The organism is Micromonospora sp. CA-240977, assembly GCF_050942285.1.
GTDB lineage: Bacteria > Actinomycetota > Actinomycetes > Mycobacteriales > Micromonosporaceae > Micromonospora.
Genome location: NZ_CP192055.1, coordinates 5,289,569 through 5,305,568 on the forward strand (window position 1 = coordinate 5,289,569; position 16,000 = coordinate 5,305,568).

Sequence of the window (16,000 nt, forward strand, 5' to 3'; positions counted from 1 at the left end):
TCAACGAGGTCACCACGACATGTTGATGCTAACCGCCAGTCCCTCCGCTGTCGCAGGGCAGGTCCACGCGCAGTCGGAGGTACTGGGTGCGGACCAGCTCACCGTCGACGGTCTTGACGTCCGAATCGGACACTCGGAAGCCGCCCCGGCCGAACGCCGCCCGCACCTCCTCGGCGTCACCGAGGTCGTGGCTGGCCATCCGGGTGGCGTAACGGCGGGCCGCTTCGGCGAGATCGTCGAGCTCCACCGAGAGCAGTCCACGCCAACCGGTGGCCCGCTCCCGGAACCGCAGCTCGAAATCGTCGACGAGATCCGACACCCGGTGGCGGCCGTCCTGCTCCTCGTCGTCCCTCGGCCACTCGTTGCCCGGGTGCAGCCGGACGGTGGTTATCACCGAACCGCCCGGGTTCAGCAGCGCGGACCAGCTGCCGATCACGGCGTCCGCCGAGGCGCGGTTGAACCGGGTCAGGAACGCGTCGGCCAACACCAGGTCGAACTTGCCGCCCTCGACGAGCCGCGCGACCGCGTCGGGGGAGGTCACGTCGGCCTGGTGCACCTGCACCCGGGCACCGATCTGCTTGGCGTACCAGTCGCAGGCCAGTAGTGGTGTCTGACACTTGTCGAGCACGTGCACGTCCAGGTCTGCGGGGATGCCGCCGATCGCCGACCGCACCGCCTCCAGCAGGAAGGCGAGGAGGGTGTAGTCGGCGGTGCCGCTGATCATCACCCGGCGCGCGCCCCCGCGGATCGCCTGGGCCAACTGTTGCGCGTAGAACTCGGCGTGCCACTGGGGGCTGCTGACCATGTCGAACAGGCGCAGGTACTGCCACGACTGGTGGTACCAGGAGCAGTTGGTCTTGTCCAGGTGCGACGGCCCGCAGGACATCGGCGCCATCGCGTACAGCATGTTCGCCGACTGGAGCAGCCAGCGGGTGAGTTCGGGGCCGGGCCGCCGAGGCCGGCCGCGGTCGGGCAGGCAGGACCGGCTCATCAGACGATCCCAGAGCAGGCGGGCCCGAGTCACCTCCTCGGAGTGGCCACTGACCACCCAGGACGCGAGACCGTCCCCGCCCACCTCCTGCCGGACCACCACCTGGCCGTCGATCAGCCACATGTCGGTCATCGGCACCAACGGGAGCTCGCCGGCGATGAAGACCGGCACCATGACCGCGTCCAGATCGTGCTCACGGTCCTCTGCCAACTGCTCGTCGATCTCCCCCGTGCCCACGTCCTCGCCCGGCACGAGGTACATGCGGCGCACCGTCACGCGCCGCGCCAACTGGCGGAACATCGCCCGGGAGAACGGATCGGCGGGACGACCAGCCGTGGTGTACGGGACGATCTGGCACAACTCGTCGTGCACCCCGGCGACCAGCCCCTGCACCAACTCGTCCATCGCCGCGCCGGGCAGCCGCACGCAGTTCGGGTCGGTTCCCTCGTAGGAGGCCCGATAGAAGAGACTGGCCCGCCGCGCCCGGTCGATCAGGTCGGCGGGCGTGACCCTCTCCGGCGCCACCTTTCGTTCGGTCATGTCCGCCACTCCCTCACCCTCGCGACGCCGTGATCACCAAATGGTGGCTGCCGGACGCCAACGCGGCGTGCCGGATGAGCCAACCTGCGTCCCTGACGGCGGCAATGACGTCGGGATAGCTGAACCTGCGGGACTGGAAGCAGCGAATGCGATGGCCCGCGGGCAGCCGGGTGCCGTCCAGGACACCCGGTCGTCGGAGCACCGCCTCGCCGGTCACCGCGCCGTCCCGCCAGCGCAGCACGAAATCCAGGTCGACCGCGCGCAGCCCGGCGGCGAGCAGCGGCTCCAGGGCCGCGTCGCGGAACTCCGGGCAGCGGTACGGCGCCAGCACCGTGTCCGCCGGCTCGTCCGGCCGGCCCACCACCACGCTCAGCACGAGCACGTCGTGCGGGCGCAGTGAGGCACGGATGTTGGCCAGGGCGACGGTCGGGCATTCCAGGTTGCCAAGGGTGTGCCCGAGCAGGCAGGCGACCACCGGCTCGGGCCCCGGCCGCCACCGTTCGACACCCTGCGAGGCGCCAGACTCGATGTCCCACACGTGAGAGTCAACGCTCATCTGGCCGCCCGCGAAGTGGGCCAACCGGTGACAGGCGATGGCGAGCAGGGTGGCGCTGAAGTCCAACGCGAGGTAACGCCGACAGGGGTGGCCGAGACTGGTCAGCCGGTTGAGGAAGGCGCTGCTGCGTTTGCCGTTGCCCGGACCGATCTCCGCGACGGCCAGTGCGCCGGCCGTCAGGGTCTGCGCGGCAAGCAGGGCTTCGGCTTCGTGGCGGGCGGAGGCGAGCATGCTCAGGTAGTCGTCGGTGCGGGCGTAGGCGTCGTGGGTGAGGGCGGCGCTTCCGGCGTACGCGAACTTGAGGGGCAGCTGACCGGCGTGGATGGCCGCCAGCGCGGCGCGGCGGTGCCGCTCACACTCGAAGTGCGGTGACCGGCACCGGGTCGGGTCACCCGTCGGACCTGGTTGCGCTCGTAGGTTGGCACCCGTGCCCGCCTCGCCGATCGTCTCTGCCACAACGTCCTCCGACGAAGTCAGAGCTGCCGTCGACCTGATGGTAGGGCAATGACGCCGGACAATGGCTCGTTTACCGCCGAGTTGTTTCACGATCTGCAAGCACAGCACCTCCCCCGCTAGGACTAGCAGACATAAAGACGAACCACCATTGGCCGTCAGACTGCGTTATTCAACCGAACGGTCAACTCTGTGACCGGAGTGTTAAATCGTCCCGGGACGACTCAGTCCGGCCGGCCGCTGCGGTTGCGCAACTGCTGCACCGCGGCCCGCGCCGCCGTGGTGAACGTCGGCGCGGTGAACTCGTGCCGTTGCCAGTCGCCGTGCAGCCCGCCGATGTCGTCCACCCCCTCCTCCACCAGCAGCACCATGTACTTGCTGAAGGCGAGGGCGGCACCTTTCTCCTCGATCAGCCAGGCGCTTGTCGCGAACTTCTCCCCGGGCTCGGCGAACTGCCGGGACCGGGTCATCAACGAGACGAAGAACTCGCACTCCCGAATCCGGTTCAGTACCGCCATTCCGACGTACCCGTCCGCGGCCCGACCGGTGATCACGGTAAAACCGTTGTCCTCCAACAATCCGCTGAGGCCCCGGACAAACCCGTCCTCCTCCTTGAACCGGTACGACAGGAAAACGCTGTTGCTGGCGACCTTCGGCCGCACCAGGCCCGCGTCGGGTCGGACGTGCTCCAGAATCCGGGCCTGGTCCACGTCGTCGACCAGCCGTTCCAATTCGTCGTCGCCGCTGCTGGCCGCCCGGTCGCGCACCTCGTCGATGAGCCGGTCCGCGTTGGATCTGCTGGTGGCGAGCAGCCGGAACGCCTGACAGTTGGTCAGGACCACGTCGGCCTCCGCCGCCAGCATGTCGGGCGGCGTTCGCTTGTCGAGCGTGAACGCCTCCCGAAGGCGGCTCCGGTCGCCGTGGTAGAACGCCGCCGCCTGCTTCTCCACTCGCGCCAGGTCGACGTACAGCACCACGGCGGCCCCCTCCCCCGAGCGGGACAGCGCGAAGCGGCCGGCCTGCGCCAGGTCGGTGCTGAGCGGGTCGACGACGATTACGTCGAATGTGCCGGCGCCGGCCTCGCGAACGGCGTCGGCGAGACTCCCGACCGCCACCACCCGCTCCACAAGCGGGCTGGAGGTCAGTTCCTGGTAGAGCCGCCCCGCGGCGGCGTCATCACTATCGCAGAGCAGCACGGTCATTCGGGGAAGCGCAGCCACGATATTGCTCCATGAATGTCGACATCGCCGGGAATTGAGCACCAATGGTGGCACGGCCCATCGACGCATCGCGTCCGCGTTGCGTCCGCCGACAATGGCCAAACGGACCCGTGCCGCGCCGTTGGGATGGGGCGGCATGGGCTGTGTGCTTTCCGGAGTCACACGCCTGGGCCCAGGGTGGATCCCCGCCTGGCGGAGTCGGCGGCACCACGACCGGACCGGTGCTGGGCCGCTGCCGCGGCGCGACCCGGGCCGTCCATCAGTGCCCTCACCAGCAACGGCGCGCCGCCGCACGTCGATTGAATGGTCGTTCGCGGCGAACCCGCCAGCCCTCTCGCCGCTATCCACGAATGGCGGTAGCGGGTTCGACAATGGCCAACCGCGGCTCGCGCCGATCGACACGGGGGGTCAAGGATCCGACAGTTCGGAGACCGCCATTCCCGCCGCTGTCCGGGCCTGGACAACGTCGTTCCGTGGCGGGGTTTCGCCGAAACGAATCAGGCGGGGGAAATGGGGCCGCCCGGGGCGGCGGGCGGCGGGGCCGGGGTGGAGAGGCTGGCGCTGGCCGCGTCGCGGGCGGTTTCCCGGGGCATCAGGCGGCCGGAACGATAACCGATGCCGATGCCGGCGATCAGCACGAAGATCGCGCCGAACGTCTGGAGCGAACCGATCAGCGCACCGCCCAGGCCGAGCAGGGGCGCGGCGATGATCAGCATGACGCCGTCGCCGAGACTGAAGGTGCCCGAGCGGGCCACCGCCCACCCGGTGAGGAACCAGCCCACGCTGTAGAACGTCGCGCCGAGCAGCACCAGCGACCGCGCGGTGGTCCCGAAGACCGGCGTCTGCTCGGTGAACCCGGCGAAGGGAAGCATCAGCACGGTGCCGGCGATGCTGACCAGCAGCCCGGCGGCGGCCACCCGGCGGCTGCGGGTCGCCGCCAGCAGCCCGGTGAGGGCCAGCAGCGCGAGCAGGCCGAGCCAGACCGCGGCCACCCACCCGATCAGGTACACCGCCCGGCCGTCGGCCGGATAGGGGTCGTTGCCCACCCCGCCGTCGCTGGCCATCGCCACCGCGCCGTAGAGGATGGCGTACGCGGGCAGCAGCCACACGGCCGCCCGCGCGAACCGGCGCACCGACCAGGCCCAGCTCGCGTTCGTGGCCGGGCCGCCTGCGGTCGGCTCGTCTACGAACGGCAACACGCCGAACCCGCCACCGGTGCTGCGGGAACCCAGCGGAGCGATCGGGTCGTGCGCGCCGGGCACCGGGGCCGAGGACCACATCCGATTCGCCGGATCCTTCATGCGTCACCTCGCTCGTCCGCGAGTGGTGCGGAACGCGCCGGGGCGCCCCGATTGCCTGGTCACCACCCGTCCTAGGACCGATCGTGGCAGGCCTCGGAGCGCCCCATGAGTCTTTCTCGCATTTATCCGGCCGGGCGACCGGCGTCCTGGATCAGCCGCGCTCGCGCTGGTCGGCCGGATCCTCGGTCAGGCTGGCCGGAGAGACCGGCTCCGGCGCGGGCAGCCCCTGCGGCTTGTTGCCGCCGGTGGCCTGCGCCTCGGCGACGCGTACCTCGTCGTGGATCTGCTGGGCGGCGTCCGCCGCGGCCTGCGCGGCCTCCGCGGCCTCGCGCTCGACCTGGCTCGCATGCTCGGCCGCCTCCGGTGCGGGAAGGTCCCCCACCATCTGGCTCAACCCGCCGAGAGCGCCACCCATCCCCTCCAGGGCCTTGGTCAGCTCGGCCGGAATGATCCAGACCTTGTTGGCGCTGCCCTGCGCGATCTGCGGCAGGGCCTGGAGGTACTGGTACGCGAGCACCTTCTGGCTCGGGTTCGCCTGGTGGATCGCGTCGAACACGGTCCGGATCGCCTTCGCCTGGCCCTCGGCCTGCAGGATCCGGGCCTGCCGGTCACCGTCGGCCCGCAGCACCGCGGACTGCTTGTCGCCCTCCGCGGTCAGAATCACCGACTGCTTGTGCCCCTCGGCGGTCAGGATCGCCGCGCGGCGGTCCCGCTCGGCGCGCATCTGCTTCTCCATCGAGTCGCGGATGCTGGCCGGCGGCTCGATCGCCTTGATCTCCACCCGGGTCACCTTGATGCCCCAGCGGCCGGTGGTCTCGTCCAGCACCCCGGAGAGGTGCCTGTTGATCTCGTCCCGGCTGGTCAACGCCCGCTCCAGGTCCAGCGAGCCGATCACGTTACGCAACGTGGTGACGGTGAGCTGCTCGATGGCCTGGAGGAAGCTGGAGATCTCGTAGGTCGCCCGGACCGAGTCGACCACCTTGAAGTAGAGCACCGTGTCGATCGAGACCACGAGGTTGTCCGAGGTGATCACCGGCTGCGGCGGGAAACTGACCACCTGCTCCCGCATGTCGACCTTCGTACGCACCGCGTCGATGAACGGCACCAGCAGGTTGAGGCCGGGGCTGAGGGTGCGCTTGTACTTGCCGAGTCGTTCCACCACGTCCTGGCGTTGCTGCGGCACGATCCGCACCGCCTTGGCCAGCGTTATCACGGCGATCAACGCCACCGCGATCACCACCACCCCGATTAAGGTCATCCCGTTCACCCTCTCGCTTCCGGCAGCTCGCCGGCGGAAGAAATATCGTCCTGCCACACCAGGGCGGTCGCGCCCCGGATTTTGATCACCCGCACGCGTTGACCAGGGTCGAACGTCTGCGTCGTGTCGTACGGGCGGGCACTCCACAGCTCACCGTCGATCTTGACGAGGCCATGGTCAGCGTCCACCCGCTCCAGAACCAGCGCCGTGGCGCCCTCGATCGCCTCCAGACCGAACGGCTGCTCGCCGCTCTCCAGCGACGAGCGCTGGTGCCGTCGGAGGGCCGGCCGGGCCACCAAGAGACTCAGCGCCGACACCACAGCGAAGACGAGCGCCTGCACCGCCACCGGGGCGCCCAGAGCGGCGGCACCGCCGGCGGCGAACGCGCCAGCCGCGAACATGATCAGGAACAGCGTCGTCGTGAAGATCTCGGCGACGGCCAGCAGCACACCCAATACGATCCACACCACGGCGTCCACACCACGATCGTGACACGCAAATGCACGCGCGGCTCCCCCGAGAAGATCAGTAGCCTCGGCGGGGCCCCTTCCGGCCATGATCGGAAGGCCCGACCCCCATGATCCGAAGGCCCGACCCGAGGAGATCCCGTTGACCCTGCTGCCCGAGACCGCCCGACGGATCGACGCCCAGGTCGCCCAGGCGCAGCTCGACGGGCACGCCCCGTCGCTGATCCTGGGCGTGGTCCGCGACGGGGCGCTGGTCCACCTGGCCACCGCCGGCGAGCACCCCCGCCCGGACGCCGACCTGCAGTACCGGCTGGGCTCGATCAGCAAGACGATGACCGCGACCCTGATCATGCAACTGCGCGACGCCGGCCGACTCGCCGTCGACGACCCGCTGGAGAAGCACCTCCCCGGCACCGGCGTCGGCACGCTCACCCTGCGCCAACTCCTCGGGCACGCCAGTGGCATGCAGCGCGAGCCCGAGGGCGACTGGTGGGAGCGGACCGCGGGAGCGGACCTGGCCACCCTGCTGACCGGGGTCACCCCCGACAAGATCGCCTATCCGCCGCACGCCACCTACCACTACTCCAACCTGGCGTACGGGCTGCTCGGCGGAGTCCTCGAACGGCTCACCGGGACAACCTGGGCCGACCTGCTCGGCGAGCGGATCCTCACCCCGCTGGACCTCCGCCGCACCACGTACGCGGCCACCGAGCCGTTCGCCAGTGGCTACGTCGTCCACCCCTGGCACGACACACTCCGCGAGGAGCCGCGTACCGACACCGGTGCGATGGCCCCCGCCGGGCAACTCTGGTCGACGATCGAGGACCTCGGTCGGTGGGCCGCGTTCCTCGCCGACCCCGACCCGTCGGTGCTGGCCGCCGAGACGCTTACCGAGATGTGCTCCCCCGTCGTGGTCAGCGACCTGGAGTCCTGGACCCACGGGCACGGGCTCGGGCTGGAACTCTTCCGAGAGGGCAACCGGGTGTACGTCGGCCACGGCGGCTCGATGCCCGGCTACGGCGCCTCGCTGGCTGTGCACCGACCCACCCGCACCGCCGTGGTCGGCCTGGTCAACGCGTACACCCTGCGCACCGTGCACCTCGGCGCGCTCGGACGACAGCTGCTCACCCTGGTGCTGGACGCCGAACCGACGCCGGTCACCCCGTGGCGGCCGGCCGCCGCCCCCCCGCCCGCCGAACTGGCCGAGCTGACCGGCCGCTGGTGGTGGATGGGCACCACGATCGAGGTGTACGCGGACGCCGCCGGCGACCTGCGCGCCGGCCCCGTCAACGCGCCGAACCTGCACTTCGTCGCCGAGGGTCCGGACCGCTGGCGCGGCCGGGCCGGCGGGCAGAACGGTGAGATCCTCACCGTGCGCCGCGACGAGCAGGGCCGGGCGGTCGCGCTGGACATCGCCACCTTCGTCTACACCCGGGACCCGGACCAGATCGGTTGAGGCTCACCTCGGTGGGAGCGCCGCATCCAGGGCGAGGATGGTGTCGACGACGTTCCCGACAGTGCGCACGCTGCTGATCTCCGCCGACGCGGCCGGTACGTCGAAGCGGTTCTCGAGAGCCGATACCAGGTCGATCAGGTCGAGCGAGTCCATGCCGACGTCGTCGCGCAGGCTGGCGGTCTCGACGATCCCCTCGGCGGGATAGCCGAACTCGTCGCACATGACGTCCTTGAGACAGGCGAGGGCTTGCTGACGGTCCACGGGAAACTCCTTCAGAGCAGGGTGGTCTGGTCGAGCGAACGGCAGACGAGGCCGACGGCCTCGACGAACCGGTCCGCCTCGTCCTCGGTGAGCACCAGGGGCGGCTGGATCCGCACCACCTGGTTGCGGTTGGCGGTGACGAAGGTGAGCATCCGGTGGTCCCGGGCGAGGTTCGCGACGAACCGCAGGCACAGCAGGTCACCCAGGGCGTCCTCCACGGCCCTGGCGGCCCGGCGCAGCGCCGTCCGCACGTCGTCGGGGAGGGTCTCCGCCAGGGCGTGCAGGTCGCCGGGCGCCCGGGTGAGCACCTCGTCGGTCAGTGCGGTCATCGCCCCCGCGTAACCGCCGTCGAACTCGATCGCGTTCATCAGCCCGACGCCACGGACGTCAGCCACGAAATCGTGCTCCGCGCGCACCCCGGCCAGCCCCGCACGCAGCCGCGCACCGACAGTGGCCGCCCGGGCCGGCAGGTCCTCGGCCAGCAGGACGTCCAGGGTCGCCAGCGCGGCGGCCGAGGCGAGATTTCCGCCGCCGAAGGTGGACGTGTGCAGCAACGATCGGCTGGAGCTGCCGTAGGCGGCGTCCCACACCTCACTTGTCGCCAGGGTCGCCCCGATCGGCACGAGACCGCCGGAGAGGGACTTCGCCAGGCAGAGCACATCCGGACGGACCCCCTCGCGCTCGCACGCGAAGAGCGTCCCGGTCCGGCCGAGACCCGTCTGGATCTCGTCGACGATCAGCACCGCGCCGGCCGCCCGGCAGATACGCGCCACGGCGGCGAGGTAGCCGGGCGGCGGCAGCACCACGCCCCCCTCCCCCTGCACCGGCTCCACGATGAAAGCGGCGGCCCCGACCACGGCCCCGCGCAGCGCCGCCTCGTCGCCGTACGGGACAGCCACGCAGTCCGGCAGCAGCGGCACGAAGGGCTTTTGGTACGACTCCCGACCGCTGACCGAGAGCGCCCCGAAGGTCTTGCCGTGGTAGCTGTTCGCCGTGTAGACCAACCGGGTGCGGCCGGTCGCCGCCCGGGCCACCTTGAGCGCGGCCTCGACGGCCTCCGCGCCCGAGTTGCTGAAGAAGACCCGGCCCATCTCCCCCGGGGCGAGCTCGCACAGCCGCTCCGCCAGTCGCGCCGTCACCGCGGGCACGGACGTGTACTGCACGAAGGTGGGCGCCGCCGAGTCCAGGAACTGGCGGACCGCGCCGACCACCGCGGGATGGTTGTGCCCCAGGTTGAGGCTGCCGAAGCCGGCAACGAAGTCGAGGTAGTCCCTGCCCTCGGCATCGGTGAGGCGCGATCCACGCCCGCTCACGAAGACCCGGTCCAGGCCGTGCGCGGCGTAGAGCCCGGCCAGCGGCGGATTGACCCAGGACCGGAACTGACGGCGGGCCCGGTGCGTGGCGTCCTCGGTCGACCGCCGCCGGCCCCCGTGCCAGCGGGCCAACCCCTCGATCCGCTCCACTGGCACCTCGCGCCCGTACCGGGCCGGTGGGGCCGCCGAGAAACCGTGCCGCCGGGCCATCTCCCCGATCTCCGTCACCGCCCCGGGCTCGAGGTGCCGTCCGAGCGACCAGGACTCCGCCCTCCCGTCCAGGGCGAGCACCACGGTCTCCGCCAGGCAGCCGTTCAACTGGGTGGTCGGTCCGAGGTTGCTGCCGTCGAACCGGATCCGCTCGTCGGTCCGGACCAGCCCCCCGTCCAGGACGAGGATGTCCGAGCGGTGCCCGGCGCCCGGCGCGACGTCGCGGGGCAGGGCCACGTCCACCACCACGGTGCCGGGGAGCAGCACCGCCGGATCGATCAGCCCGCCCGCCGACGAGGCGGCGACCACCAGCCGGGTGCGAGCGAGGCTGCCGGCCAGGTCCTCGGTGACAGTGACCCGGTCCACCGCCGGCAGCCGTTCCCGCTCGGACCCCGGGGGGCGGCCGGGGCGGGTCACCAGCACGAGCCGGCAGCCGTCGGCGAGCAACCGGTTCGCGATCGCCCCGGCCACCGTCCCCGGCCAGCCCACCACGCAGATCTCGGCCTCCTCCGGCGGCACTGCGAGTCGAGCCAACAGGGTCGTGACCAGGGCGTGCGCGGCGTACGCGGTAAGCGAGTTGCCGCTGGTGACGGCGACCCCGGCGCGCCGGGCCGTGGCGACACCCCGGCTGCCCACAATGGACGTCGCACCGCCCAGGCCGACCAGTTCGGCGCCCGCGTCGGCGAGTCGACGGACCTGCGTGGCAACGAAACGGGACGCCTCTCCGGGCCGGCCCAGCAGGTCGGCGGCGCTGTGCGGGAGGTACCTGACGTCGCCGGTGCAGCGGCCTCCGGCGTCGGACTCGACGGTGGTGAAGGCCGGCAGCCGTACCGGCCCCAGCCGTGCCGGCCGGCCCGCACGGTCGGCCCACACGTCACCCACCAGGGCCATGGCGCGCACCTGAGCCCGCTGCTGCGGGGTCACCGCGTGCGCGAGAAAACCGAACCTCATCCGCTGTCCTTCGTCGAGTGACCAGCCGGGCGGGCGCCGGCCAGGGCGGGACGCTGCCAGCTGAGGGCGGCGAGGCGACTCAGACCGTCGCCCTCGTTGTTGTGCCCGAGCAGCACCGAGTACAGGTCGATGACCCCGGGCGTGGTCAGCCGATCCGCAAGCGCCGCGTCAGCGACGTCCAGCACCACCCGGTGCCGTACGGTCTGCCCGCCGATCCGCCGGACCCAGTCACCGTCCAGCAGGCTCAGCACCCCGGTCTGTCCGCTGACGCCCGCCGGCTGGAGCCCCTCCCGGTAGGTCCGGATCACCGAGTGGGCGCCGTTGACGCACCGGAACAGGCTCACGTTGCCGCGCAGCGCGTGCCCATCGACGACGATCTGCCGGACCAACGTCGGGACGATGTCCGGAACCAGCGCCGCCGCGCCGTCCCCGACCACGGCCAGCACGTTGTCGGGGCGGTGGCACAGCACACCGGGCAGCGCCTGGAGCGCGTCACCCATCAGCGCCCGCCCGTACCAGCCGGAGAACCCGGGCCCGGTGCGCGGCAGGTTGCACACCGCGCTCAGCCCGGCACGACCGACGTCGAAGACACCTGTGTAGCGATATCCCAGGTCTTCGATCAGGTGCTCCAGGACGCCACCCAACTGCCGGAAGAAGTAGTTCGGTGACATCGGTCGGACCGGGATCGCGCCGATCACGTCGGCAGCGTGGCCCCGCCCCGCGTCGATTGCCGCCCGGCGCCGCGCCAGCAGGTCGTCCGGCACGTCGAGGCGGTCGAGGACGATCCGCAGCACCTCCTCGGCCCTGCCCCGCAGCCCGGCGGCGATGAACGGCGCCCGGTCCTCGGCCCGCTCGTACACCTGGATCGGGCGGCTGCGACGCAGCAGCAGCGGCGAGTACGGAGTGTCGATCTCGGCTATCCGGGTGTTCAGAAAGATCAGCGCCTGCTCCGCAGGCGGGCGGAGTCGGCCGTCGGAGTGCAGGAAGTCGTACACCCGCGCCGAGTGCCCGTAGAGGCTCAGCGTGCCGAGGTACTCCGGCACCGGCACGCCGTCGACATACCGGGAGACGGTGCCGGGGTGGGTGAGGCTGTCGGCCAGCGCCAGCCCCGCCCGGCGGGCGAGCGTCAGCAGCAGCTCCCGAGCGGTCGGGCTGAGCGGTCCGGCCTGGCACAGGATCCGTGCCGGCCCCTGGTTGACCACCCGTACCAGCTCGTCGATGTCCCCCGCGACCACCGCCGGAGCCGGCCGGGCCACCGACGTCGGCCGGGCCGTGGCCGGGCCGGGCGTCTCCAGCACCTCCCGGCTGACGAGCAGCACGACCGGCCCCTCGTCCCGCTCGTACGCGGCGATGGCCCGGTCCACTGCCGCCTCCACTGTCGCCGGATCGTCCAGATACGCCACCTGGAGGCCACGCGCCGCAAGGACCGCGCGGGCGTCCTCGGTGGCGTGCACGGTGCCCTGGAACGGGTGCCACTGGGCGGCGCGCGACTCCGCACAGAGGATGAATCCACGGGCCCGGGCCGAACGGAGGTTCGCCAGGGTGCCCCGGAACTCGTCGGACATTCCGCTTGTCACCACGATCAGGAACGAGTGGCCGCCGAGCTGCCAGCGGGCCAGCGCTGAGCACGCCAGACTGTGCTCGCTCGGGCCGGGCACCACCGGGTTGCCGTGCCGGGCCGCGTACCTCTCCAGGGTGTCGATGACCGGCGACACCACCGACCCGGTGTAGCTGTGCAGGCCCCAGCCGGCGCCGGCCCGCCGGGTCAGGAATCCGGCGAGTGCCTCGACGAGAAACCCGGTGGGGGGCGTGCCGTGGAAGCGACTGAACCCGGCCAGTTGCAGCGCATCGGTGAACGAGCAGACCAGGTCGGCCGCCACCACCCACGGCCGCGTCGGTGGCCACCGGATCGTGCACAGCCCGGCGGCGAACGCCACCTGGTCGTCCGCTTCGACATAGCGGTGGACCGTTCCCGGTGAGGGACGGAACTCGACAACGTCGAGGTCGGCAGCGGCGGTACGCAACCGTCGGTCCAGGTCGTCGCCGCCGATGGGGGGCCGCCGATGCTCGGCATGATCGATCACGAGCAGCGCGAGCAGCGAACGCCCGGTGCCGTCGGCGCGCAGCTTCGCCAGGTCGGCCACCGAATCGAGTACGCACAACCGCAGCTCCGCGGCCGGAAGCACCTGGTCGAGGTAGCGGCGCGCCCGGTCCACCGCCAGCCGGTAGCCCGGCTCGTCCGGTGACTGCGGAACCGACCGGGTGACGTCGGTGCGCGCCACCCGGGACGAGCCGTCGGTCAGGTCCCGCAATGCGATCCGCGCCGCGTCCACAAGTGCCGGTCGGTCGGTGACCAACACCAGCAGAAGCCGCTCCGCGGGCCGCGGCCGAACGGCCGCCGCCGCGCTCACCGAGCCATCCGCCAATGCCGCACCCGCGACGCGCTGGCGACGTAGGCAACCACGAAGAACACCGCCCCGACCAGCACGATTGTGGTGCCGCTGGGGACGTCGGCGTGGTAGCTGGCGTTCATGCCGAGGAAGCCGGTGACGGAACCGATGCCGATCGCCAGCGGCACCATGTGGCCGAAGGTCGGCGCCAGCATCCGCGCCGTGACGGCCGGCACGACCAGGGTGGCCGCGACCAACGTCACCCCGATGACCGTCAACGTGGACAGGATCGCGAGTGACAGGACCGCCATCAGCATCGCGTCCATGCGACCGACCCGCACACCGGTCGCGCTGGCCACCTCCGGGTCGAAGGTGGTGAACAGCAGCGCCCGGTACCGGGCGGTGAAGAAGGCGGCGGTCAGCGCGGTCACCCCGATGACCACCCAGACGTCGACCGCGCGGACGCCGATGATCGAACCGAAGAGCGCGGCGTCGAAGGACGGCCCTCGGCTGCCGAAGGCGGTCAACAGAGCCACGCCGAGGGCGAACGAGGCGGTGGTGACCACCCCGATCGCCGCGTCCGAGCCGATCCCGCGTCCCCGGGCCACTCGGTTGATCATCACAGCGCTGACCAGACCCCAGACCCCCGCGCCGAGGTAGTAGTTGAACTGGATGATCGAGGCGGCGGCGAACCCGCCGAAGACCGCGTGCGATAGGCCGTGACCGATGTAGGACATCCCCCGCAGGGTGATGAAGACGCCGGTCATCCCGCAGAGCGCACCGGCGACCGTGGCGACGATGCAACCGTTGACGAAGAACTGGTACCGGAAGGGGTCGAGGAGGGCTTCGAGGGCGTTCACGAGATGGTGACCTCCTGACCGTCGGGCCTCGGCTTGGCCCCGTCGATCACGACAAGCATGCCGAGGTGTTCGAGCACCTCCATCCGCGCCCCGAACGTGCGCTCCAGCACCCGCGGCGTCATCACCTCCACCGGCGAGCCGGCAGCGATCACGGTCTTGTTGACGCAGACCACCCGGGGGAGATGGTTGGCGATGCCGTTCAGATCGTGCGTGGTGAGCAGAATGGCCAGGCCCTCCCGGTTCAGCGTCGCCAGCAGATGCAGGATGTCGTGCCGGGTGACCACGTCCACGCCGCTGGTCGGCTCGTCGAGCAGGATCAGATGGGGTCTCTGCAGCAGCGCGCGGGCCAGGAACATCCGTTGCTGCTGACCGCCGGAGAGCTCTCGGATCTTGCGGTGCGCGACGTGGTCGATGGAGAGGCGCTCCAAAACCTCACGGACCTCGTTGCGTTCCTGCCGGGCCGGCCGTGGCCACCACCGGGACTGACGGCGGGCCATCAGCACGCACTCGCCCACGGTGACCGGGAAGTCCCAATTCACGTTCTCCAGCTGTGGCACGTAGCCGACGGTGAGCCCGGGTGCGCGGAAGAGTTCGCCACGGGTGGGCCGGACGGTGCCCAGCAGCAGCCGCAGCAGCGTCGTCTTGCCGGAGCCGGACGGGCCGACCAGACCGATGAAGGCGTCCGCGGGGACCGTCAGGTCCAGGTCGGTGAGGACCGGTCGGCCGTCGTACCCGGCCCCGACACCGCGCAGGGCGGCGAGCACTGGCGACGCCTGCGGGCTACTGGGCGTAGCGGGCATGGTCCGCCCCTGCCTGGTTCACGTCGAGGGTGCGCAGCCGGGGCGCCGAGCCACCCAGCGCCTCGATCATGGTGAGGTAGTCGAAGCGCATCAGCCCGAGCCAGGAGTGCTCCGGCTCACCGGGCTTACCGGGTAGGTCGTCGTCGCGCAGCACGTCGACGTAGCGGGCGCCGGTGGCCTTGCCGATCTGTTCCAGCACGCGGGATGGGAACACCTCTGACCCGAAGATCACCTTCACCTCCTCCCGCCGCACCTGGTCGATCAGGCCGACGATCTCGCGGGGGGTGGGGTCCTCGAAGTTTCGGGGCTGGATCGCGCCGACCACCCGCCACCCGAACGTCCGGGCGAAGTAGGCGTACGCGTCGTGGTACGTCAACAGCTCACGCTGGTCGGCGGGGAGCGACTCCTGGTCGGCGCGGATCGCCTCCGTCAGGGCGTTGGCCTGAGCCACGAAGGTGGCGGTGGATTCCCGATAGACCGTCGCCCCGTCCGGGTCCAGCCCGGTCAACACGTCCCGGACCTTCTCGGCGTACTTGACCGCGTACGTGGGGTCCGTCCACAGGTGCGGGTTCGGCTTGCCGTCCTCCTTCGGGAACGAGAAGTCGAAGATGTAATCCGGCTCGGGGAGCGCGCTCGTGCCCAACTCGACCACCGCCACATCCGAGCGCTTGGTCCGGTCGGCCAGCTCCCGGGTGGGATCCTCCAGCTTGAGGCCGTTGATGAAGATGACGTCCGCGTTGGCGAAGGACCGGCTGGCGCTCGGCGGCGGTTCGAAGGTGTGGCTGTTGACCCCCTCCGGCACCAGGCCGTCGACCTCGATCCGGCCTCCGCCGACGCTGGCGATGATGCTGGTCAGGGGCGCCACCGTGGTGACGACCCGGAGCTTTTCGCCATCCTTGCGGGCCGGTTCCCCGGAACAGCCACCGAGAGCCAGCGAAACAGCCGCCGTGGCCGTCACCCAAGACGCCGCCCG

At 71.1% G+C, this 16,000-nt stretch carries 13 protein-coding genes; 1 reads left to right on the top strand and 12 read right to left on the bottom strand.

Going from position 1 to position 16,000, the window contains the following annotated elements:
* Positions 1-28: 28 nt before the first annotated feature.
* The 6 genes from ACQPWW_RS23880 to ACQPWW_RS23905 all read right to left on the bottom strand — a co-directional run bounded on the left by ACQPWW_RS23880 (position 29) and on the right by ACQPWW_RS23905 (position 6,798).
* Entirely contained in the window at positions 29-1,531 is a 1,503-nt protein-coding gene (locus ACQPWW_RS23880; protein WP_433125675.1) for a class I SAM-dependent methyltransferase, read from the bottom strand.
* A gap of 13 nt (positions 1,532-1,544) precedes the next feature.
* A complete protein-coding gene (locus tag ACQPWW_RS23885) occupies positions 1,545-2,543 on the bottom strand; it encodes an L-histidine N(alpha)-methyltransferase (RefSeq protein WP_433125676.1) in 999 nt (332 codons plus the stop codon).
* Between the two features lie 221 nt (positions 2,544-2,764).
* The gene (locus ACQPWW_RS23890; RefSeq protein ID WP_433125677.1) at positions 2,765-3,760 is read right to left on the bottom strand and encodes a hypothetical protein; all 996 of its coding nucleotides are present in this window, start codon (positions 3,758-3,760) and stop codon (positions 2,765-2,767) included.
* A gap of 497 nt (positions 3,761-4,257) precedes the next feature.
* A complete protein-coding gene (locus ACQPWW_RS23895; protein ID WP_433125678.1) occupies positions 4,258-5,061 on the bottom strand; it encodes a hypothetical protein in 804 nt (267 codons plus the stop codon).
* A 151-nt stretch (positions 5,062-5,212) separates the two neighbouring features.
* Positions 5,213-6,319, bottom strand: a complete 1,107-nt coding sequence (locus tag ACQPWW_RS23900) for an SPFH domain-containing protein (RefSeq protein ID WP_030489097.1) — start codon at positions 6,317-6,319, stop codon at positions 5,213-5,215.
* Positions 6,320-6,324: 5 nt separating this feature from the next.
* Positions 6,325-6,798: an NfeD family protein gene (locus ACQPWW_RS23905; RefSeq protein ID WP_433125680.1), complete on the bottom strand. Its 474-nt coding sequence runs from the start codon at positions 6,796-6,798 to the stop codon at positions 6,325-6,327.
* 130 nt (positions 6,799-6,928) lie between these two features.
* Here ACQPWW_RS23905 and ACQPWW_RS23910 point away from each other — a divergent pair, with 130 nt between their 5' ends.
* A complete protein-coding gene (locus ACQPWW_RS23910) occupies positions 6,929-8,242 on the top strand; it encodes a serine hydrolase domain-containing protein (RefSeq protein ID WP_433134522.1) in 1,314 nt (437 codons plus the stop codon).
* A gap of 3 nt (positions 8,243-8,245) precedes the next feature.
* Here the strand turns inward: ACQPWW_RS23910 and ACQPWW_RS23915 are convergent, their stop codons facing one another.
* From ACQPWW_RS23915 to ACQPWW_RS23940, 6 genes are read right to left on the bottom strand one after another with little or no spacing between them, the layout of a single operon-like run.
* Positions 8,246-8,503, bottom strand: coding sequence for an acyl carrier protein (locus tag ACQPWW_RS23915; RefSeq protein WP_433125681.1), 258 nt, complete (start codon positions 8,501-8,503; stop codon positions 8,246-8,248).
* An 11-nt stretch (positions 8,504-8,514) separates the two neighbouring features.
* A complete protein-coding gene (locus ACQPWW_RS23920; protein ID WP_433125682.1) occupies positions 8,515-10,977 on the bottom strand; it encodes an aminotransferase class III-fold pyridoxal phosphate-dependent enzyme in 2,463 nt (820 codons plus the stop codon).
* Positions 10,974-13,388 carry a hypothetical protein gene (locus ACQPWW_RS23925; RefSeq protein WP_433125684.1) on the bottom strand — a complete coding sequence of 805 codons (2,415 nt, stop codon included), beginning with the start codon at positions 13,386-13,388 and terminating at the stop codon, positions 10,974-10,976. Before ACQPWW_RS23925 ends, ACQPWW_RS23920 begins: the two co-directional genes overlap by 4 nt.
* Positions 13,385-14,227, bottom strand: coding sequence for a metal ABC transporter permease (locus ACQPWW_RS23930; RefSeq protein WP_433125685.1), 843 nt, complete (start codon positions 14,225-14,227; stop codon positions 13,385-13,387). The genes ACQPWW_RS23925 and ACQPWW_RS23930 overlap by 4 nt, the downstream gene beginning before the upstream one ends.
* Positions 14,224-15,027: a metal ABC transporter ATP-binding protein gene (locus ACQPWW_RS23935; RefSeq protein ID WP_433125686.1), complete on the bottom strand. Its 804-nt coding sequence runs from the start codon at positions 15,025-15,027 to the stop codon at positions 14,224-14,226. Before ACQPWW_RS23935 ends, ACQPWW_RS23930 begins: the two co-directional genes overlap by 4 nt.
* Positions 15,008-15,985, bottom strand: a complete 978-nt coding sequence (locus ACQPWW_RS23940; RefSeq protein WP_433125687.1) for a metal ABC transporter substrate-binding protein — start codon at positions 15,983-15,985, stop codon at positions 15,008-15,010. Before ACQPWW_RS23940 ends, ACQPWW_RS23935 begins: the two co-directional genes overlap by 20 nt.
* Positions 15,986-16,000 lie beyond the last annotated feature (15 nt).